At 64.5% G+C, this 19,874-nt stretch carries 18 protein-coding genes; 7 read left to right on the top strand and 11 right to left on the bottom strand.

What is annotated here, in order from left to right:
* Nucleotides 1-83: 83 nt before the first annotated feature.
* The 8 genes from P9239_RS21035 to P9239_RS21000 all read right to left on the bottom strand — a co-directional run bounded on the left by P9239_RS21035 (nt 84) and on the right by P9239_RS21000 (nt 8,552).
* Entirely contained in the window at nt 84-1,784 is a 1,701-nt protein-coding gene (locus P9239_RS21035; protein ID WP_309754480.1) for a tannase/feruloyl esterase family alpha/beta hydrolase, read from the bottom strand.
* A gap of 961 nt (nt 1,785-2,745) precedes the next feature.
* Nucleotides 2,746-3,564: an N-formylglutamate deformylase gene (hutG, locus tag P9239_RS21030; protein ID WP_309754478.1), complete on the bottom strand. Its 819-nt coding sequence runs from the start codon at nt 3,562-3,564 to the stop codon at nt 2,746-2,748.
* A 28-nt stretch (nt 3,565-3,592) separates the two neighbouring features.
* Complete coding sequence (locus P9239_RS21025; RefSeq protein ID WP_309754476.1) at nt 3,593-4,993, bottom strand: formimidoylglutamate deiminase; 1,401 nt, start codon at nt 4,991-4,993, stop codon at nt 3,593-3,595.
* Nucleotides 4,990-5,538, bottom strand: a complete 549-nt coding sequence (locus P9239_RS21020; protein ID WP_309754474.1) for a HutD family protein — start codon at nt 5,536-5,538, stop codon at nt 4,990-4,992. The genes P9239_RS21025 and P9239_RS21020 overlap by 4 nt, the downstream gene beginning before the upstream one ends.
* On the bottom strand, nt 5,535-6,305 hold the full coding sequence (locus P9239_RS21015) for an amino acid ABC transporter ATP-binding protein (RefSeq protein WP_309754473.1): 771 nt from the start codon (nt 6,303-6,305) through the stop codon (nt 5,535-5,537). The genes P9239_RS21020 and P9239_RS21015 overlap by 4 nt, the downstream gene beginning before the upstream one ends.
* Nucleotides 6,302-6,970, bottom strand: coding sequence for an amino acid ABC transporter permease (locus P9239_RS21010; RefSeq protein ID WP_309754472.1), 669 nt, complete (start codon nt 6,968-6,970; stop codon nt 6,302-6,304). The genes P9239_RS21015 and P9239_RS21010 overlap by 4 nt, the downstream gene beginning before the upstream one ends.
* 17 nt (nt 6,971-6,987) lie before the next feature.
* Entirely contained in the window at nt 6,988-7,761 is a 774-nt protein-coding gene (locus tag P9239_RS21005; RefSeq protein ID WP_309754470.1) for a transporter substrate-binding domain-containing protein, read from the bottom strand.
* A 41-nt stretch (nt 7,762-7,802) separates the two neighbouring features.
* Nucleotides 7,803-8,552, bottom strand: a complete 750-nt coding sequence (locus P9239_RS21000) for an IclR family transcriptional regulator (protein WP_309754468.1) — start codon at nt 8,550-8,552, stop codon at nt 7,803-7,805.
* Between the two features lie 781 nt (nt 8,553-9,333).
* On the opposite strand from P9239_RS21000, the gene P9239_RS20995 reads away from it, so the two are divergent.
* Genes P9239_RS20995 through P9239_RS20975 form a run of 5 tightly spaced genes read left to right on the top strand, consistent with a single transcriptional unit; the run spans nt 9,334 to nt 14,464 of the window.
* Nucleotides 9,334-10,635: a gallate dioxygenase gene (locus P9239_RS20995; protein WP_309754467.1), complete on the top strand. Its 1,302-nt coding sequence runs from the start codon at nt 9,334-9,336 to the stop codon at nt 10,633-10,635.
* 27 nt (nt 10,636-10,662) lie between these two features.
* A complete protein-coding gene (locus P9239_RS20990) occupies nt 10,663-12,012 on the top strand; it encodes an aromatic acid/H+ symport family MFS transporter (protein ID WP_309754466.1) in 1,350 nt (449 codons plus the stop codon).
* A 12-nt stretch (nt 12,013-12,024) separates the two neighbouring features.
* On the top strand, nt 12,025-13,050 hold the full coding sequence (locus P9239_RS20985) for an amidohydrolase family protein (RefSeq protein ID WP_309754465.1): 1,026 nt from the start codon (nt 12,025-12,027) through the stop codon (nt 13,048-13,050).
* A gap of 2 nt (nt 13,051-13,052) precedes the next feature.
* Nucleotides 13,053-13,736: a 4-carboxy-4-hydroxy-2-oxoadipate aldolase/oxaloacetate decarboxylase gene (gene ligK / locus P9239_RS20980; protein WP_309754463.1), complete on the top strand. Its 684-nt coding sequence runs from the start codon at nt 13,053-13,055 to the stop codon at nt 13,734-13,736.
* Between the two features lie 14 nt (nt 13,737-13,750).
* On the top strand, nt 13,751-14,464 hold the full coding sequence (locus P9239_RS20975) for a substrate-binding domain-containing protein (protein ID WP_309754461.1): 714 nt from the start codon (nt 13,751-13,753) through the stop codon (nt 14,462-14,464).
* Nucleotides 14,465-14,561: 97 nt separating this feature from the next.
* Here P9239_RS20975 and P9239_RS20970 read toward each other — a convergent pair whose 3' ends face one another.
* The 3 genes from P9239_RS20970 to P9239_RS20960 all read right to left on the bottom strand — a co-directional run bounded on the left by P9239_RS20970 (nt 14,562) and on the right by P9239_RS20960 (nt 17,762).
* Entirely contained in the window at nt 14,562-16,118 is a 1,557-nt protein-coding gene (locus tag P9239_RS20970) for a methyl-accepting chemotaxis protein (RefSeq protein WP_309754460.1), read from the bottom strand.
* A gap of 173 nt (nt 16,119-16,291) precedes the next feature.
* Complete coding sequence (locus tag P9239_RS20965) at nt 16,292-17,020, bottom strand: DUF2182 domain-containing protein (RefSeq protein WP_309754459.1); 729 nt, start codon at nt 17,018-17,020, stop codon at nt 16,292-16,294.
* On the bottom strand, nt 17,001-17,762 hold the full coding sequence (locus P9239_RS20960) for a DUF899 domain-containing protein (RefSeq protein ID WP_309754458.1): 762 nt from the start codon (nt 17,760-17,762) through the stop codon (nt 17,001-17,003). The genes P9239_RS20965 and P9239_RS20960 overlap by 20 nt, the downstream gene beginning before the upstream one ends.
* A gap of 129 nt (nt 17,763-17,891) precedes the next feature.
* On the opposite strand from P9239_RS20960, the gene P9239_RS20955 reads away from it, so the two are divergent.
* Together P9239_RS20955 and P9239_RS20950 are read left to right on the top strand one after the other, a co-directional pair.
* Nucleotides 17,892-19,112 (top strand): helix-turn-helix domain-containing protein, encoded by a 1,221-nt coding sequence (locus P9239_RS20955; RefSeq protein WP_309754457.1) that lies wholly within the window; start codon nt 17,892-17,894, stop codon nt 19,110-19,112.
* Nucleotides 19,113-19,166: 54 nt separating this feature from the next.
* Nucleotides 19,167-19,805, top strand: a complete 639-nt coding sequence (locus P9239_RS20950) for a DUF5074 domain-containing protein (RefSeq protein ID WP_309754455.1) — start codon at nt 19,167-19,169, stop codon at nt 19,803-19,805.
* The last annotated feature ends 69 nt before the right edge of the window (nt 19,806-19,874 follow it).

Raw genomic sequence — 19,874 nt, 5'->3', positions numbered from 1 at the left:
CCGAACCAATGAAGCGTCGCAAACGGCACGGATCGACCGAGCAAAATGGCCGTCGTTGCCCGTGCTCGACGGCTCTTTCTCGCTTAATGCACACACCGGAAGGAAGCAGCGTCGTTGACGTCACCGCCTTCATACCGGGGCCACTTTGGATAGTCGCAGAGCGGTCGCGTGCGGCCCGGCACGCCGGCCGTGTCGGTCGTCACCTGCGCGACTGGCTCCCTGTCTCTCTCGACCCACTGCGCGAGCGCCGACAGAGAGTCCCAGGTGGCATTGAAGGTGCTGCTGGCAGCGTGGCCCATGCCGGGGATCTCATAGAAGCGGACGAACGAATCGACGCGGTGGACACCGAACTGCTCTTGCAGCCGTCGATAGTACAACTCCGTAGCACGGGTGCTGACGAGTACATCGGATTGTCCGTGAACGAGCAGGAGCTTGCCGCCACGCCGCCTGAAAGCTGCGATATCGGTGCTTGCGTCGAGTTGCTGGCTCAGATCGCTGATACGGTTGGCCCACACGCCCGGTTGCTCCGGGTCGAGCGACAGCGAATTGAAGTTCGGATCGCGCGTGACCGCATATTCGATCCATTGATCGGTGAGAACGCTGATGTAGGGCGCTGTGAGCGGCATCGGCTCGGCCGGCTGCGAAGTTCCGAATGCGAGGAACGTGACCACCGGTTCGACCGGTGAAGTGCGGGTCGTGATGCCAAGATCGGCGCCCCACACGTTATACCCGGGATAGTAAGTCTCGCCGCTCGCCAGCCGAAACCGCAGCAACGTGGGTGAATTGATTGTCTTCAACGCCTCGATTTGCGCGTCTGACAAGCAATGATCTCCGGTGTCTGCGCCCCTCGGGCAGCGCAGCGGCGCACCGTTCAGCGTAGCGACAGACGGATCGAATCGCTCATTGCATTGCCGCTGGTCGCTGATGAGGCCGTCGGCCACGCCGTCGAGCGCATCGCAAGCCTGCATCGCCGCGTCGTACACGGCCTGGCGCTTACCCACCGACAGATACGCGCCCGGTTTCGCCAGCGCGCGGCTCATGCGCTGGCCTCCGAGCAGCGCGGCTGCGTCGTCCCATGCGGGGTAACATGCAATTGCACCGTCCCAATCCTGCGGCCAACGCTGAATGGCCGTCACTGCCTCGCGCCCGCCAGTCGATCCGCCGGCGAAATAGGCCTTGCGGGGCAAACGCGCATAGCGGGCTTCGATGATCGCGAGTGCCGCGTCGTGGGTTTTCTTGAGCGCATCGCCGCCGAAGTTCCGCACCGCCTCGTCGTTCAAACCGAAGCGTCCGTCCTGCGAGCCCAAAGCGTTAGCCTGATGCCCCGAGTCGCTGGCGAAGGTCGCATAACCGCGGCCGAGAGGAACCGGCGCATCGACAGGACCATTGGGTACGTTGCCCGCGACATTGGGGATGGTGCCGTCGAATCCGCCGCCGCCGAACATCACGACCTTGCCGTTCCACCCGGCGGGAAGCGCCACTTTGAACTGGATGTCGGGCGCGGACCTGTCCACCGGGGATATCTTTCCTGTCACCTCACAGTAGTCGGGTAACGCGCTTGCTCCGCTTCCGCTCGCGGCGACCGATTTGACCGCGGTCACGCTCGCTCCGGAAGTGGGCTCGCCAATTTCCGAAGCGGGGACCACGAAGCCCTGAAGACGCTGGCAGGCGGCTTCCTGTCCCGCTGGCAGAGTCGCACCGATGCTGTATGCCGAAGCCGCGGAAGTGACGATGGCCGCGATGACGCGCGAGGCCCTCGAAATGCAGCACTGACGTGTTGCCATGGTGTCTCCGTAATAATGAACGTCGCACGTGGGCGCGTTTTTTTCTATTAACGGCATCAGGCCGCTGACTGGCTTGACTCGTGGAACGCGACCGACGCATGTCACGGGTCGAAGCCATTTGATGGTAGTGGCGGTATCCGGGCCGCGCGAGGTCACATTCGGACTCGAAAAGGTGCTGCGAGGACAATTTCTTCATGCAGGTCGCGAACGGGCGCGGCTCACGGCCGGACAGTCGGTGATTGGCGAGGCGAGTGCGTATGCCGCTTGAAAGCTTGATCGGGCGCGTCGATAGAGCGAACTTCATCGCTCGAGAGAAACGCGCCGTGATGGGAGATGGCTTCTGATCCTTTGACGCGTTTCGTCGGTTCCGTCGCGAGAACCGGTGTGTCGATTAATTCTGGCGCGACGGCGTTGACCAGTGCCCCGGGGCGAATACGGTCACGCTGAACCTCTAGACCGTGTAGTTCGTCTGATTACCATTGCCTAATGTGTCGACATTGCCTTGCGTTCAGGATGACACCGGCCTCTTGCATAAACTTGCAGTCGGGCACCGCTTGACTTGCGATGATGACCAGTTGGCCTCGGTCGATCGTCATGTTCCGCAGGCGCGCGCACGATGGGATGCACCGTGCGGACTTCCGTACGGGAAACGCTGACGCGGCTACTGTTTCATGACCGGTACGTGCGCGTGTGCCACATCGGCTTGTCAGTCGATGGCGGCTGGGATCTGGTCACGTACATGCTGCGCGGCATTGAGAAGAATCGAAGCCGAATGTGTTGCTGCAAAATCGCGCGTGCGGTGAGCAGTATTGATGGTGGCTCGCCCTCTGACTCGCTCGCCGTCGTCCCGCTCCCACGCGAGCAACACCTTCGTGCGGCATCACGATGCCGCCAATAGACTGCACTGGCTTCAACGGCCGGTGCCGACGCCGGATGCCCGCCGGCAGAAAACGCACCGCGCTCAGTCCGCCCCCGCGCCGCCCCTATTGAGCGCCACAATGGCGTCCAGCGCACCGCTCATCATGCCGCGCACAACCGGCTCCACCTTACGCGCCACCTCGGGCAGGTATTCGAACGGCGGGTCCTCGCTCATGTAGGTGGACTGGCACATTTCCAACTGCACCGCATGCACGCCGTCGTGCGGCGCCCCGCCATGCCGCGTGATGAAGCCGCCCTTAAAACGGCCGTTGACGACCCAGGTGAACGGACTCGCCGCGGCGGCGCGCTCCACAGCTTCCTGCACGGATCGCGCGGCGGTCCGGCCATCCTGCGTCCCGATGTTCAGATCCGGCAGCTTGCCTTCGAAAAGACGCGGCAGCACGCTCGCGATCGAGTGCGCTTCCCACAGCAGCACGTTCGGGTGCTGACGTCGCAGACGCGCAAGTTCCTCCTTCAGCGCGTGATGATACGGCTGCCAATATGCGGCCACGCGACGATCACGCTCGGCCACGTCCGGCGCGCAGCCCTCGCGATACAGCGGCGCGCCGCGAAAGGTCTCGGTCGGGCACAGCGATGTCGTGGTCTGCCCGGGATACAGGCTCTCGTCGTTCGAAGGGCGGTTCAGGTCGATCACGTAGCGCGACACGCGCGCGCCGAGAATCGTCGCGCCCATCGCGCGGGCGAATCCATAAAGGCGGTCGAGATGCCAGTCGGTATCCGCGACCGTCAGCGCAATGTCCGTGTACCGGTCGCGCAGGGCATCGGGAATGTGCGTGCCCAGATGAGGAATCGAGATCAGGAGCGGCGCATCGCCGCGTTCGAGTGAGAAGAGATCGTTCATGTCGTCTTGAGATCGGATGACGGTTGCGTCAGGCGTCGGCGAGAAGCTGCGCCAGCGCCCGGCGATAGTTCGCGTAATGTGCGGCTTCGTCGCGATGACGCCGCTCGCGGATCACCTGTTCGCCGCCCACGAAGAGATCGCGCACCGGTGTTTCGCCGTGCTCGCAGAAGACGGCGGACGAGAGCCACGTCGCGCTGGTCTTCTCGGCGAGATCGGGATGATCGGGATCGAGCACGATCCAGTCCGCTCGCGCGCCCGCCTCGAGAGCGCCGCACGCGCGGCCGGTCGCCCGCGCGCCGCCCGCGAGCGCGCTCTGATACAGGCGGTCCGCCACATGCGAAGTCCGCGGCGAAGCCAGCACATTGCGTTGACGCCGCGTGAGCCGCTGGCCATATTCGAGCAGACGCAATTCGGAACGCCAGTCGACGCCGATATGGCTGTCCGAGCCGATGCCGAACGCGCCGCCTGCATCGAGGTAGTCGATGGCAGGGAACAGTCCGTCGCCGAGATTGGCTTCGGTCGTGGGGCACAGGCCGGCGATCGCGCCGCTCTTCGCGAGCGCGAGCGTTTCGGCTTCGTCGACGTGCGTCGCATGCACCAGGCACCAGCGCGCGTCGACATCGAAACGGTCGAGCAGCCATTGAACGGGCCGCGCGCCGAGCGCCGCGAGACAGGCATCGACTTCCGCGGTTTGCTCCGCGATGTGAATGTGCACGGGCGCGCCCGGCGACACGGCATCGAGCCCGTCGAGCGCCGCCCGCAATGCATCCTCGGAGACGGCGCGCAGCGAATGCGGCGCGATCCCGTAGCGCAGCGCGCCGTTCTCCGGACGCGCCGCGCGCAACGAGCCGAGAAGTTCGAGAAAGGCGTCGGTCTCGTTGATGAAGCGGCGCTGGTCGGCGCGCGGCGGCTGCGCGCCGAAGCCGCTGTACTGGTAGAGCACCGGCAGCATGGTCATGCCGATGCCGGTTTCGCTCGCGGAATCCACCACGCGCTGCGCCATTTCGGCCGGGTGCGCGTGGCGGCTGCCGTCCTGCGCGTGGTGCACGTAGTGGAACTCGCAGACCGACGTGTATCCCGCCTTGAGCATCTCGACATACAGCCAGCGCGCGATTGCACCGAGCGTTTCCGGCGTGATGCGCGCGGCGAAGCGGTACATCAGGTCGCGCCAGCTCCAGAAACTGTCCGTGGGATTGGCGCGATATTCGGTGAGGCCCGCCATGGCGCGCTGAAACGCGTGCGAATGCAGATTCGGCATGCCGGGGAGCACCGGCCCCGCCGCCCGCGCGGCGTCGGCCGGAACGACAGTGGTATCGGGCGTGACGGCGACGAGCGTGCCGACGTCGCTCCATTCGAGCAGCACGTTGGTGCGCCAGCCATCCGGCAGCAGCGCATGCGCCGCGAAAAGCGATTTCGTGGATGAATTCATGAGTCAACTTCCGTATCCAGGGACGTGCACACCGCCACGCCGTCTCCTTGTATATCGATTTCGACGGCATCCGCGCGGTCGATGCGAAGCGTGTCGAATCGGGTCAGCGCGATGCGCGTCGCGCCGGCCCGCACTTCCAGCGAACCCTGCGCGCAAAGCAGCAGCGCCGTATCGGCGGCGAGCCGCTGGCGGCCCGGCGTGCGCAGGATATCGACCGAGGCCCGCGCGACGCCGCGGTGCGTCATCACATTCAGCACGCGCACCGGCCCGCTCGCGAGATGCGCCGCAACGGGCGTTTCGCCGGGAAAGCGCTCGACGTCGAATGCCTGCAGGAGGCGAGGGCCGCCGAGCGTCACGCCCACGCCGTCGAGCACCATCAACAGCCGGTCGATGCCGTCGAAACGGGAGAACGGCCCGTCACGATCGATATCGGCCATGCTCACGCGCCAGGCGTGTTCACGGGACGCGATCTCGCGCGTGATGCCGCCGCCGTTCTTCCACGGCGACGCCACGAGCGCATCGCCGCGTATCAAGGTCAGGTTCATGCGCGCGACAGCACGGCCTGCAGGAACGAGCGCGTGCGAGGCTGCGACGGCGTCGAGAAAATCTGAGCGGGCGGTCCCGCTTCGACGATCTCGCCGCCGTCCATCACGACCACGACATCCGCCACTTCCTTCGCGAAGCCCATTTCGTGCGTGACGACGAGCATCGTCATGCCTTCCGATGCGAGCAGCTTCATGACCTGCAGCACTTCGCCCACGAGTTCGGGGTCGAGCGCCGAAGTCGGTTCGTCGAAGAGCATGACGCGCGGCTGCATCGCCAATGCGCGCGCGATGGCGACGCGCTGCTTCTGGCCGCCCGAAAGGCTCGCGGGCATCGCATGCGCCTTGTGCTCGAGGCCCACCTTCTTGAGCAGGGCAAGCGCGGCGGCTTCCGCGTCGGCTTTCGAGGCTCCCCGCAGCATCCGCGGACCCACCGTGATGTTGTGCAGCACCGAAAGATGCGGGAACAGGTTGAACGACTGGAACACCATGCCCACTTCGGTGCGCAGCGCGTTGAGCGCGCGGTCCTTGAGCATCGTGCCGTGACTGACGAGCCGGTGCCCGCAGATATCGATCGTGCCGCGCTCGGGCTGCTCCAGCCCGTTGCAGCAGCGCAAAAACGTGCTCTTGCCGGAACCGCTCGGACCGATCACCACCACGACCTGGCTCGGCTGAATGTCGAAGTCGATGCCGTTCAGTACGCGATGCGCGCCGAACGACTTCGTGAGTTCGCGAATGCTGACGATAGGTTGGACGCTGCCCGTTGTCATTGCACCATGCCTCCTGCGCGAAGCCGGCGCTCGACGCGATGAAGAATGAAGTTGGTCGTCTGTGTGAGCACGAGGTACACGAGCGCGATCACGATATAGACCTCCAGCGACCGGTACGACACGCTGATGATCTTCTGGCCTTCGTGCATGAGGTCGTCGATGGTCAGCAGCGACACCAGCGCCGAGTTCTTGATCAGCGCGATGAACTCGTTGCCGAGCGGCGGAATCATGCGCACGATCGCCTGCGGCAGGATGATGGCGCGCATGGCCTGCCCCGACGACATGCCGATGGAGCGCGCCGCCTCCATCTGTCCGCGATCCACGGACTGAATCGCGCCGCGCACGATCTCCGACACATACGCGGCCGAATACAGCCCGAGCCCGAGCATCCCGCACACGAACGCGGGCAGAAGGATGTTGAATTGCGGCAAGCCGAAGAACAGCAGGAACAACTGCACGAGCAGCGGCGTGCCGCGAAAGAAGATCAGATAGCCGGTGCAGAAGCCGTAGACGAGCCGCCGCTGCGGATACAGCCGGCCAATGCCGATCAAGAGGCCGAGTAGGCACGACAGCACGAGCGCGGCGGCCGTCACTTCCACCGTGATCAGCGCGCCGTGAGCGATATCGGCCCAACCGGCGAAGGCCGGCGTGAAGTCGAGTTGCATCAGTCGGTTCCGCCCGATTACTTCGCGCTCGCGGTCGTGCTGGCGCTCGCGCCGAACCACTTCTTCACGATGGCGTCGTAGGTGCCGTCCGCCTTGATCTTCGCGAGCGCGGCGTTCATCTGGTCGCGCAGTTGCGGCTCATCCTTGCGCACCGCGATGCCGTAGGCTTCCGTCGTCAGCTCCTTGTCGAGGACGCGGAAACCGGGGCGCGTGCGCACGAACTGGTACGCGGCGGGCTTGCCCGTGACGGCGGCGTCGGCGCGGCCGATACCCACGAGATCGAACATCTCCTGGTTCTTTTCCACTTCCACGCGCTGCACCTGCGGATAGTTGTCACGCAGGAAATTGACCGACTTCGTGCCGACGTGCACGGTCACTTTCTTGCCGTTGAGATCGGCGAGGCTCTTGATCGATGAGTCTGCCTTGACGAGCGCGGAGAGACCGCCCGCGAAATACGACTGCGTGAAATCGACGACCTGCGCGCGCTCCGGCGTGATGTAGATGCCCGAGATCGCCGCGTCGAAGCGGTGCGCCACGAGACCTGGAATCAGCCCCTTGAAGTCGATGTCGGTCCACTGAACCTGCTTGCCCATTGCCTTGGCGAGCGCGTTCATGATGTCGATGTCGAAGCCCGTGCGCTGGCCTTTGTCGACGAATTCCATCGGCGGGAACGTCGCGTCGGTCGCGACGTTGAGTACATTCGAATCCTGCGCGGATGCCGTGCCGGGCGCGACCGCCGTCAACAGCGCCATGCCGAGGCTCGCAGCGGAGAGGAGGTTCTTCAGTTTCATGTGTGGGCTCCAGAGTGTGTGGTCGGTCGTTGAAGTGAGGTTCACGCGGATTGCAGTCGGGCGGAAATGGCGTTGGCCGTGCGCACGGTCCAGTCGGCGAGTTGCTGGGCGCGGCCCTCGGCGCGCGAGGACGGGGCCATCAGCGTGATGGATGCGCTCGCGCCTGCGCCGCGCGACACGCGTCGAAACACGGGCGCGCTTACGCCCCACACGCCGGGATCGACTTCGCTGTCGCTCACGGCGTAACCGCGTAGACGGATGCGCTCCAGTTCCGCTTCGAGGGCGGCGCGCGCCGCGTCGTCGCCGGCGAACTGGCGCTCCAGCGTTTCGTTGCGCGTTTTCTCGGCCATGAAGGCAAGCAGCGATTTGGCGGATGCGCCCGCGCGCAACGGCACTGCACGGCCTTTCTCGAACGAGCAGCGCAGCGAGTGCGTGCTCTCGATCATTTCGAGGCAGATCACCTGATCGTTGACGGCGACGATGAGCCCCACGCTTTCTTGGGTTGCGCGCGAGAGCTGCACCATGGCCTCGCGGCTTGCTTCGACGAGCATCGAATTGACGTCGAAGCCGAGTGCGAGCTGCAGGCTCACGGGGCCGGGCGCATAGTAGCCCGCGTCCTCCGACACGAAGCCCCAGCGTTTGAGCAGCGCGACCTGACGATAAAGCGTGCTTTGCGCGAGGCCGGTCGCGCCGAGCATGTCCTTCACGGACATGGCCTTGCCGTGGTTCGCGAGCGCGGTGAGCACGAGAAGCAGACGCTCGGCGCCGATGACTGTGGATTCCTCTTTCACCTTGCGTTATTGCCCACGAAGAGTGATTTCGATAGCGGAGGATGCCACGGTATTCCCGGGCGACAAAAATACGATTCCCAGTGCATGAGAATTGCGCACTCGGATTTGTGCTTACGACGGTTGGTACGTCCAAGCCGCGAGCCATCTCTTGAACGCTGACTGCTCTGAGGGCGTCTGCACGGACATGACGGACACGCTGCGCATTACGCGAGGCGTGAGCGACACCTGCGCTTCATGGACAACTGGACGATCTCGCCAGCAACCGAGGCGGCGATGCCCCGCCGTTTTGTCTGAATGGAGCGAGGGCTATCGGAGGCGGCGAGCGGCGTGAGCGTGGGCACGTGCGAGCGAGAGGGGAAGTTCTGCGAATGCAATGGTCAGTGCGCTTGCGACAAGTTCATCTGCAATCGCTCCGTAGAAGCGGAGCGCCGGATCGAGTACCAATACGCTTGCATCGTTTCCACAGATCCGGTTTCCTTGCACCGGTGAGTTTCCGGCTGCAAACAACCCGCCCATACAGCCGGTTTGCGTCCTTTTTGTCGGGCCATCGATTTTGCTTATCGGAATGCCGATTCCAAAGCGAAGAAACCCCGCCCGCACGCCCGCGCCGGGCGGCGCTCCATCTTTTTTTCTGCGTTCAGCTCCGTCGTGAGTCATGGTTTACGCGCAGTTCCGCGCGCGCCTCGCGAGCCGTATCGTCGGCTTCAGTTCTCGCAACACACCGGGCCACGTGCATTCGACGAGCGCCTGACTGCCCGGCACCTCACGGAGCACCCTCGACATGGCCCGCATCATCGGTGGCATCGCCGCCTCCCACACGCCCACCATCGGTTTCGCGTTCGACAAGAACAAGCGCGACGATCCTGTCTGGGCGCCGATCTTCGAAAACTTCGCGCCGCTTGCGAACTGGCTCGAAGAGAAGCGCCCCGATGTGATCCTGACCATCTACAACGATCACGTCACGTCGTTCTTCTTCGATCACTACTCGGCGTTCGCGCTGGGCGTAGGCCCCGAATGGCACGTCGCGGACGAGGGCGGCGGCGCGCGCGATCTGCCGCCGATCAAGGGACATCCCGCGCTCGCCGCGCACATCGGCAGCTCGCTGATGACCGACGAGTTCGACATGTCGTTCTTCCAGAACAAGGCGCTCGACCACGGCTGCTTTTCGCCGCTGTCGATGCTGTGCCCGCACAAGCCCGAGTGGCCCGTGAAGATCGTGCCGCTGCAAATGGGCGTGCTGCAACTGCCGATACCGAGCGCGCGACGCTTCTACAAGCTCGGCCAGGCGCTGCGCCGCGCGATCGAAAGCTATCCGGAGGACATCAAGGTCGCGATTCTCGCGACGGGCGGCCTATCCCATCAGGTGCATGGCGAACGCGCCGGCTTCAACAACACGGAGTGGGACCAGCGTTTCCTCGATCTTTTCGAACGCGATCCCGAGCAGCTTGCCGAAATGACCATCGCCGAGTATGCGGAGCTGGGCGGCTATGAAGGCGCCGAAGTCGTCATGTGGCTCACCATGCGCGGCGCGCTGTCGTCCAACGTAGTGTGCAAGCATCGCAGCTACTACCTGCCTTCGATGGCCGGCATCGCCACCGCCATCTACGAAGGCGAGGACAGCGAGACGAAGCCCGCGATCATCGAGCGGCATCGTCGGCGCATGGCGGTCGAACTCACCGATGTGGAAAAGCTGCAAGGCACGTATCCGTTCAGTATCGAAACGGCCGTGCGTGCGTATCGCATCAACGATTATCTGCATCGCATGGTCGAGCCCGCGCATCGCGAGGCCTTTCAGCGCGATCCCGAAGCGAGCTTCGAAGCCGCCGGTCTGAGTGAAGAAGAACGCGACATGATCCGCCGCCGCGACTGGCGCGCCTTGCTGCATTACGGCGTGATCTTTTTCATGCTGGAGAAGCTCGGCGCGGTGACGGGCGTGTCGAACCTGCATATCTATGCGGCGATGCGCGGCCAGACGCTCGAAGAGTTCCAGAAAACGCGCAATGCGCCCGGTGCACTGTATTCGGTGGCGGGCAAGAGCGGCGGCAAGCTCGACTGGGACAAGGCAGAGCAGGGCAAACAATAAAACGACATAGACGCACGGAGACACGACATGACTAGCGGTAAGACCATCGACATCAAGGGCTTCATCGACGAGCGGCCCATTTCCGCCTACCAGTGGCTGCTGGTAGCGCTGTGCTTTCTCGTCGTCACCGCCGACGGCATGGATGTCGCCATCATGGGCTTCGTCGCGCCCTCGATCATCGCGGACTGGCACATCTCGCGGCCCGCGTTCGGACTCGTGATGAGTGCCGCGCCCATCGGACTCGTGATCGGGGCGCTGGCTGCGGGACCCGCGTCGGACCGTATCGGTAGAAAAGGAGTCCTGATTACATCGGTGTTCCTGTTCGGCGTGTTCACCATCGCCACCGCCTTCACGAATTCGCCGATGACCATGGCGTTGTTGCGCGTGCTCACGGGCATCGGTCTCGGCGCCGCGATGCCTAACACCACGACGCTTCTTTCCGAATACGCACCGCAACGCAAGCGCGCGCTGCTCATCACGATCATGTTCACGGGCTTCAATCTCGGTTCCGCGTTGATCGGCTTCGTCGCGGGCTGGCTTATCCCGACGCATGGCTGGCGTTCGGTGCTTGTCTTCGGTGGCGGGCTTCCGCTCGTACTGATTCCGCTGCAAATCTGGCTCCTGCCCGAATCGGCGCGTCTGCTCGCGGTGCGCGGCGCGACTTCGCAAAAGGTCGGCAAGGTGCTGGGCCGTGTCTGCGGCGTGCGTTTCAAGGGCGATGAAACCTTCGTTTCGACGGAACCGCCGCTGCCGACCAAGCGGCCTATCGGCGTGCTGTTCTCGCACGGCTACGGGCTCCTGACCGCGGCGCTGTGGGTCACGTATTTCATGGGCTTGCTCGTGATCTACCTGCTCACCGGCTGGCTGCCGACGCTGATGAAAGACGCGGGCCTGACCGTATCGGCGGCTGCGAACATCACGGCCATGTTCCAGATCGGCGGCACCATCGGCGCGATCATCGTCGGCTGGATCATGGACCGCGTGCGCCCTGCGCCCGTCATCAGCGCGGCTTATCTGGGCGGCGCGCTGTGCGTGCTCGGGCTGGCGTGGATCGGCGCGCTCTCATCGTCGCTCGCGATCCTCGTATTCGCTGCGGGCTTTTGCATGAGCGGCGCGCAAACGGGTCTCAACGCTTTCGCACCGAGCCGCTATCCGACGGTCGCGCGTGCCACCGGCGTGAGTTGGATGCTCGGCATGGGCCGCTTCGGCAGCATCTTCGGTTCCGCGTTCGGCGGCGCGCTGCTCGGCCTTGGCTGGCAGTTCGGCGCGATCCTCGCGATGCTCGCCGTTCCCGCGACGCTCGCCGCCATTGCCATTCTCGTCGCACAGCGGGGCCGCACGGCCGATGCCGCCCCGCAGACCACCGCCGCACATTGATCCGGAGTACAGATGATTATCGATATCCACGGCCATTACACGACCGCGCCAAAGGCGCTGGAGGCATGGCGCAACCGGCAGATCGCGGGCATCAAGAATCCGTCGGAGATGCCGCGTCCGTCCGAACTGCACATCAGCGACGACGAATTGCGCGAGTCCATCGAAAGCAACCAGCTGCGGCTGATGCGCGAGCGCGGGCTCGATCTGACCATCTTCAGCCCGCGTGCCAGCTTCATGGCGCATCACATCGGCGACTTCGAAGTGTCGAACACGTGGGCCGCCATCTGCAATGAACTCTGCTATCGCGTGAGCCAGCTTTTTCCGGACAGCTTCATTCCTGCGGCGATGCTGCCGCAAAGCCCCGGCGTGGATATCGCGACGTGCATTCCCGAACTCGTGAAGTGCGTGGAGCAGTTTGGCAACGTGGCGATCAACCTGAACCCGGACCCGTCTGGCGGACACTGGACGAGTCCGCCGCTTTCGGACCGCTACTGGTATCCCATCTACGAGAAGATGGTCGAGTACGACATCCCCGCGATGATCCATGTGAGCACTAGTTGCAACGCGTGCTTTCATACGACCGGCGCGCATTATCTGAACGCCGACACGACCGCGTTCATGCAGTGCCTCACGTCCGATCTGTTCCGGGATTTCCCGACGCTGCGCTTCGTGATTCCGCATGGCGGCGGCGCGGTGCCGTATCACTGGGGACGCTTTCGCGGTCTCGCGCAGGAACTGAAAAAGCCTTTGCTGAAGGACCATTTGCTGAACAACGTGTTCTTCGACACGTGCGTCTATCACCAGCCGGGCATCGACCTGCTCACGCGAGTCATACCGGTCGACAACATTCTGTTCGCGAGCGAGATGATCGGCGCAGTGCGCGGCATCGATCCGGAAACGGGGCACTATTTCGACGATACGAAGCGCTATATCGAAGCGGCATCCATGCAGCCCGAAGCACGCTACAAGATTTACGAAGGCAACGCGCGCCGCGTGTATCCGCGCCTCGATGCCGCGCTCAAAGCAAAAGGACAATGAACATGTACGAACTGGGAGTGGTGTATCGCAACATCAATCGCGCCGATGGCGACGCCGCAACGAAGTTGGGCGCGCTCGGCTCGGCCACCGTTCATGAAGCCATGGGCCGTGTCGGGCTCATGAAGCCGTATATGCGGCCCATCTACACGGGCGCGCAAGCGAGCGGCACGGCAGTGACCGTGCTTCTGCAGCCGGGCGACAACTGGATGCTGCACGTCGCGGCTGAACAGATTCAGCCGGGCGATATCGTCGTGGCTGCTTGCACCGCCGATAACACCGATGGCTTTTTCGGCGACCTCCTCGCCACGAGCTTCAAGGCGCGCGGTGCGCGGGCGCTCATCATCGACGGTGGCGTGCGCGACGTCCGCGTGCTGACGGAGATGGGCTTCCCCGTATGGAGTAAGGCGATTTCGGCGAAGGGCACGGTCAAGGCAACGCTCGGCTCCGTCAACATTCCGGTGGTGTGCGCGGGCGCGTTGGTCACCCCGGGCGATGTGATCGTCGCGGATGACGACGGCGTCGTGGTCGTGCCTTCTGCATCGGCGCAAAAGGTGCTGGAAAAGGCCACGGCGCGCGAGGCGCTCGAAGGCGAGAAGCGCGCGAAGCTGGCGGACGGCGTGCTCGGTCTCGACATGTACAACATGCGTGAGCCGCTGCAGCGCGCGGGCTTGCGCTATATCGACTGATGCAGGCGCGTGCGATGAACGACAATGCCGCGCCTATCACGGTCATTTCCTCGATGGCGACACGCCAGGTCCTGAGCGATCTCGCCGATGCCTACATGCAGCATGCCGGCCCGCGCGTGACGGTGGAATCGGTCGGGGGCGTGGCGGCTGCACGACGTGTTAAGGAAAACGAAGCATTCGATGTCGTGGTGTTGGCATCGGATGCGATTGCCCGGCTTGCCGAAGCACGCCTCGTCGATGCATGGAGCCGCGTGCGCATAGCCCGTTCGGGGATTGCGATGGCGGTTGCGGCGGGCGCGGCGCGTCCTTTGATAGACAGCGGCGCAGCCGTGCGCGAAGCGGTGCTCGGCGCGCGCAGCATCGGCTATTCGACGGGGCCGAGTGGCACGCACCTGATGCGCATGTTCGAACGCTGGGGGATCGCAGAGCGGGTGGGGCCGCGCATCGTGCAGGCGCAGCCGGGTGTGCCCGTCGGTGCGCTGATCGCGCGCGGCGAGGTCGAATTGGGCTTTCAGCAGATGAGCGAGCTGATCGGGCTGGATGGCGTGGACATCGTCGGTCCATTGCCGGACGAGATTCAGGCGCTTACGGTGTTCGAAGGAGCCGTGTGCATGACGGCGCGCTCGCCGGGCGATGCGAAGGCGTTGCTGGCGTTTCTCGGCTCGCCCCAGGGCGATGGAGTGAAGCGGCGGTATGGGATGGAGCCTGTGGCTTGTGGAAATTCTTGATAAGCGCTTTCCGCGCGGCGTTACTATTCCTCGACGGCCCGATCAGTGAATTGCACCAGCCGAAACCGTCGTTAACGCCCGCACTTGCATCGCCCTATCACGCAAGCGCCCGCATCCCTTCCTCTTCCAACCGGAACGTCTCCACCGCCGTGCGCAACGCCGCTGCCTGATCCTCCAGCGATTGCGCCGCGGCCGCCGCTTCTTCGACCAACGCCGCGTTCTGCTGCGTGACTTCGTCCATCTGCGTCACGGCGCGCGCCACCTGATCGATGCCGCTGCTTTGCTCTTCGGATGCCGCCGCGATCTCGCCCATGATGTCGGTCACGCGCTGCACCGCACCGCTGATTTCGCTCATCGTGCGGCCGGCTTCGTCGACGAGCGCGCTGCCCGATTGCACGCGCTCGACCGACGTGTCGATCAGTTCCTTGATCTCCTTCGCCGCCGCCGACGAACGTTGCGCGAGCGAGCGCACTTCGCCCGCGACCACCGCAAAGCCGCGTCCTTCTTCGCCCGCACGCGCCGCTTCAACGGCAGCGTTCAACGCGAGAATGTTGGTCTGGAACGCGATGCCTTCGATAATCGTGATGATGTCCGCGATCTTGGCCGAGCTTTGGTTGATCTCGCCCATCGTCGAGACGACCTGCGACACCACATGGCTGCCCTTGCTCGCAATTTCCGACGCGTTCGCGGCTAGCGTGCTGGCCTGACGCGCATTGTCGGCGTTCTGCTTGACGGTGCCGGTAAGCTCGTCCATGCTCGACGCCGTTTGCTGCAAAGCCGAAGCCTGCTCTTCCGTGCGCGACGACAAGTCGATATTGCCCGCCGCGATCTGTTTGGTCGCGGACGCAATCGACTCGCTGCCCGAGCGCACCGAGCGCACCGTTTCGATGAGGCTCGCCTGCATCGTCGAAAGGCCGCGCAGCAGTTGGCCCATTTCGTCGTTCGAGTTGACTGTTACGGTACCGCGCAGATCGCCCGATGCAATCGCGCTGAATTGCGTGAGCGCCGCATCCAGCGGGCGCGCGATGCGGCGGCGCAGCGAGGCCCACGAATAGATGGCGGCAGCCACGCCAGCGAGAATCGCCGCGATGCTGCACATGCGGAAGCTTTCGAACTGCGCTTGTCCTGCGTCGTAGGCGCGTTGCGCCGTTTCGAACTGCAGCTTGCGCAGCGCGACGCCTGTCTTCGCGAATTCGTTGAAGGCCGCCTGCATCGCGCTTGCATCGGCGGTGATCTTTTCCTGGTCTTTCGCGCGCACATCGGCATAACCTTCATCGATGAGCTTCTGCATGGCGAGACGCTGCTGATTGAACTTCTCGGCCAGCGGCTTTTCTTCCGAATCCTGCGGCAAGGACGCGTATTTCGTCCACGCATCGTCGGATGTCTTGCGCATGAGCGCGCCGCGCCCGATCGCGTCTTCCGCTGCGCTCGTGCCGACGTTCAGCGCAGCACGGTCGAAGCTCAGGCGCTCGCGCGCCATGAACATCTCAGCATTGCCGATCGACACCGCGCTGGGCATCTCGTTCGTGAACAGGTCGTGCGTCACCGAATTCGCGCGCGTCATGCCGATGAGGCCGAGCACACCGATGCCGATCAGAAGCGCGCTCAGCAGCGTCATGGCCAACGCCAGCCGCCCTTTGATAGTCGAAAACATGTCTTCCTCGAAAAGGCTGCATCGCGTCATTCGCGCGGAGGCTGCGATGCAGCGCCTGCTGCGCGGCCGAGGGAATCCGTCGACCCTTGTATATCGACAAGAGCGCGCCGCGCTTTAGTTCGGGAAAACATGGATAAGCAAAACGAACGAACGATCGCTTGATCGCAGTTGCATTAGGTGCTTGCATCGAGCATCCGGGCCATGCCCAATACGATGACAATCACGCCGATGTACCGGGCCAGCCGCTCGCCATGAGGCAGCATGCGCTCGGCGGCGATGGCGAGCGTCACCGCAGCGATGGGGCTGGCGTTCGTCATGCCCGCGACGCATAAAGCTACTGTAAGGCCCGCGCAAGATGCAAGACACTGCAAGCCGTGCCGGGTGCCATGACCGTAAGCATCACGCACCGTCAGGCTACGCGGCACCGGTGAGCGGCAACGCGCGAGCCAACGCGCCTTCCATTGGCTCGATTGCACCATGCCCGCGAGAAAGAGCACCGCGCCGGCTGTCACTGGTTTCGCGAGAAAGAGCGTGCTCGACGAAGCACCGAGCCAATACATCGCCATGCCCGCGATCGACCATGCCGTGACGTAGCCCGCCGTCATCAGCGCAAGCGGTGCCACGCGCGACGCGCGGTAAAGCCATAGCGTGTGCGCAAAAGACGGCAGCATCATGGCGGTCATCATGATGGTCCACATGCCGACGAACGCCGCCGCCGCGCCGAGCGCCGTCGCGCCGCAAGGACGCGTCCAGTTCATCGACGGCATTGCCGCATGGCACGCAACGAGAACCGCGGCGCTCAACATGAATGCGAAGACGTGCATCGCGGCGAGTGCGCGTCGTTCGTTTCCGTGCGCGACGATGAACGCGCGCATGGCCCGCTCAATCAGCGTATTCGTCATGGCGCTTCCACCAGTTGCCGTTTTCATTGCGCCCTTTCGGCGCGCGGTCGAGCCACTGATACATGCCCCACAGTGCATCGAGGCCGCGCGCATAGGCCGAATACGTGTAGTACACCGCGCCGTCCTCCATCGCGAATGCACTCATGCCGGGGCGGTCGCGGGTAAAGGTCGGCGCGTCGGTGCCGCACTGGGCGGCGAACGCCTTCACGGGTTCCGGCGCGTCTTTCATGTCCATCGCGTGGCCGCCGCGCGCGAAGTTGTATTCGATATCGCCTGCGCGCTGTTGCTCTTCCGTGAACGACACGTTGAAGTCGTAATTGAACTCGCCATTTCTCGCGGACGCCCACGGAAAGCGCCATCCCATGCGGTTTTTATAGGCCGTCAGCTTGTCGATGGAGGCACGGGAGACCGCCCACAACGCGACATCATGATGCGCGAGATGCACGGCGAAGCCGTCGAAGCCATCCGCAATGGACGAGCACGACGGGCATCCCGCGCTCCAGTCCGGCCCGAACATGAAGTGATAGACAAGCAGTTGCGAGCGCCCGCCGAAGAGGTCCGCGAGTGTGGCATCGCCCGCTTCGGTATCGAAGCGATACGTCTTGTCGATGCGCACCCACGGTAAGGCCCGACGCTGCCGCGCAAGTTCGTCGCTTCTGCGCGTGAGGTCCTTCTCGGCTTTCAGCAGATCGAGCCGCGCGGCGAGCCAGTCGTCGCGTGTTGCGGTGATGTGAGTCGTCATTCCCGTTGCCTCCGTTATGCGGCGCGGCGTGCGCAGCGGTTCCCGAATGCTTCGCGACCGTCGCAAAGCATGGTGTTAGATTAGTGCCGGGCATCCGGGCGTGGGAGTGACAAGCGTGTCGGGATTCGCATGGATTCGTTGATGACGGCGGCGGCGCGGGCGCTCGCAGCGGGCGATCCGCTCGGCGCATTGAACCGCGTGGCGCTGCGCGACGATGCGCCCGCGCTCGCGCTGCGCGGTATCGCCATGGCGCAGCTCGGTGACTTCGCGCGTGCGAAGGCGCTTCTCAAGCGCGCCGCCCGCGCGTTCGGGGCGAAGGAAGCCGTCGCACGCGCGAGATGCGTCGTCGCCGAGGCAGAGATCGCGCTCGCATCGCGCGAGCTTGCGTGGCCCGCCAAGGCGCTCGATCGCGCGCGCGCGACGCTCGAAGCGCATGGCGACCGCATCAACGCGGCGCACGCGCGCTATCTCGACGTGCGGCGCGCGCTATTGCTCGGGCGCATCGGCGAGGCGGAACAGCGACTCGGCGCGCTGGATGCGTCCGCGCTGCCGCCCGCGCTGCGCGCGGCGCACGAATTGATCGCGGCGGGCATCGCCATGCGCCGCTTGCACGCGAATGCGGCGCGCGCAGCGCTGGAACGCGCGAGGCGGGCCGCGCAAGCCGCGGGCATTGCCGCGCTGTCAGCGGAGGTCGAGCACGCGTGGGCCATGCTCGATACGCCTGCTGCGCGGCTCATCGCGAAAGACGGCACACGCGTGCTCTCGCTGGACGATGTCGAGACGCTGTTCGCATCGAACGCGCTTGTCATCGACGCCTGCCGCCACCGCGTATGCGATACACGAACTACGATCTCGCTCGCGACGCGCCCGGTGTTGTTCGCGCTTGCACGTATGCTCGGCGAAGCATCGCCCGGCGACGTGTCGCGCGATGAATTGATTGCGCGCGCTTTCCGCATGCGCCACGTTGACGAGACGCACCGTGCGCGGCTGCGCGTCGAGATGGGGCGCTTGCGCACGCTGCTGCGCCCGCTCGCCGATATTCGCGCCACGCGCAACGGCTACGCGCTCGCGCCGCATGTCGCGCCGGATGTGGCCGTGCTCGCGCAGCCCGTGGACGACGAACATGCGCCGCTGCTCGCCTGTCTCGCCGATGGCGAAGCGTGGTCCAGTTCCGCGCTGGCGCTTGCGCTGAACGCGAGCCAGCGCACGGTGCAGCGCGCGCTGGAAACGCTGGCGGCGTCGGGCAAGGTGCAGTCGCTCGGGCGTGGACGCGCGCGCCGCTGGCTCGCGCCGCCCGCGCCGGGATTCGCGTCGGCGTTGTTACTCCCTGCCGATCTCGCGAGCGGCTAGCATCGCGGTATTGAATCGAAGGCATCGAAGGATGCGCGAGGAGAGGACCGGACCATGAAACGCGCGAAAGCAGAAATCATCCGTGAATACGGGCCTTTTCCGGATGTGGAAGGCGTGCACGGCGTCACCTTCGACGGTCATGCCGTCTGGTTCGCGGCAGGCGATACGCTCAACGCATTCGATCCCGCAACCGGCGAGCCGGAAGCTACGCTGCACGTCCCGGCACATGCCGGCACGGCCTTCGACGGCGAGCATCTGTATCAGATCGCGGAGGACCGCATCCAGAAGATCGACCCGCGAACCGGCCGCGTGCTCTCGACCATTCCGGCGCCCGGCGGCGGCGCGGATTCGGGTCTCGCGTGGGGCGAAGGCACGCTGTGGGTCGGCCAATACCGGGAGCGCAAGATTCATCAGATCGATCCGGCAAACGGCAACATCCTGCGTACCATTCAATCGAACCGGTTCGTGACCGGCGTGACATGGGTCGACGGCGAGCTTTGGCACGCCACTTGGGAAGGCGACGAAAGCGAGCTTCGGCACGTCGATCCGGCCACGGGCCAGGTCATCGAACAGCTGGACATGCCTGAAGGCGCAAACGTTTCGGGGCTGGAATCGGACGGCAGGGACGGCTTCTTTTGCGGCGGCGGGCGCTCGGCCACCGTGCGTGCCGTGCGCCGGCCAAAGGCGCGATAGGTCGCCAAGTCGCGCCCGGCGGGCGGCGCGTCACGCGTCATTTGTTCGCGTGCGAGTGCGATAGCCTTT

The organism is Caballeronia sp. LZ062 (assembly GCF_031450785.1).
In the GTDB taxonomy this organism is placed as follows: domain Bacteria; phylum Pseudomonadota; class Gammaproteobacteria; order Burkholderiales; family Burkholderiaceae; genus Caballeronia.
Note: the sequence above shows the minus strand (reverse complement) of the source record. Positions and strands in the feature narration are given on the sequence as shown.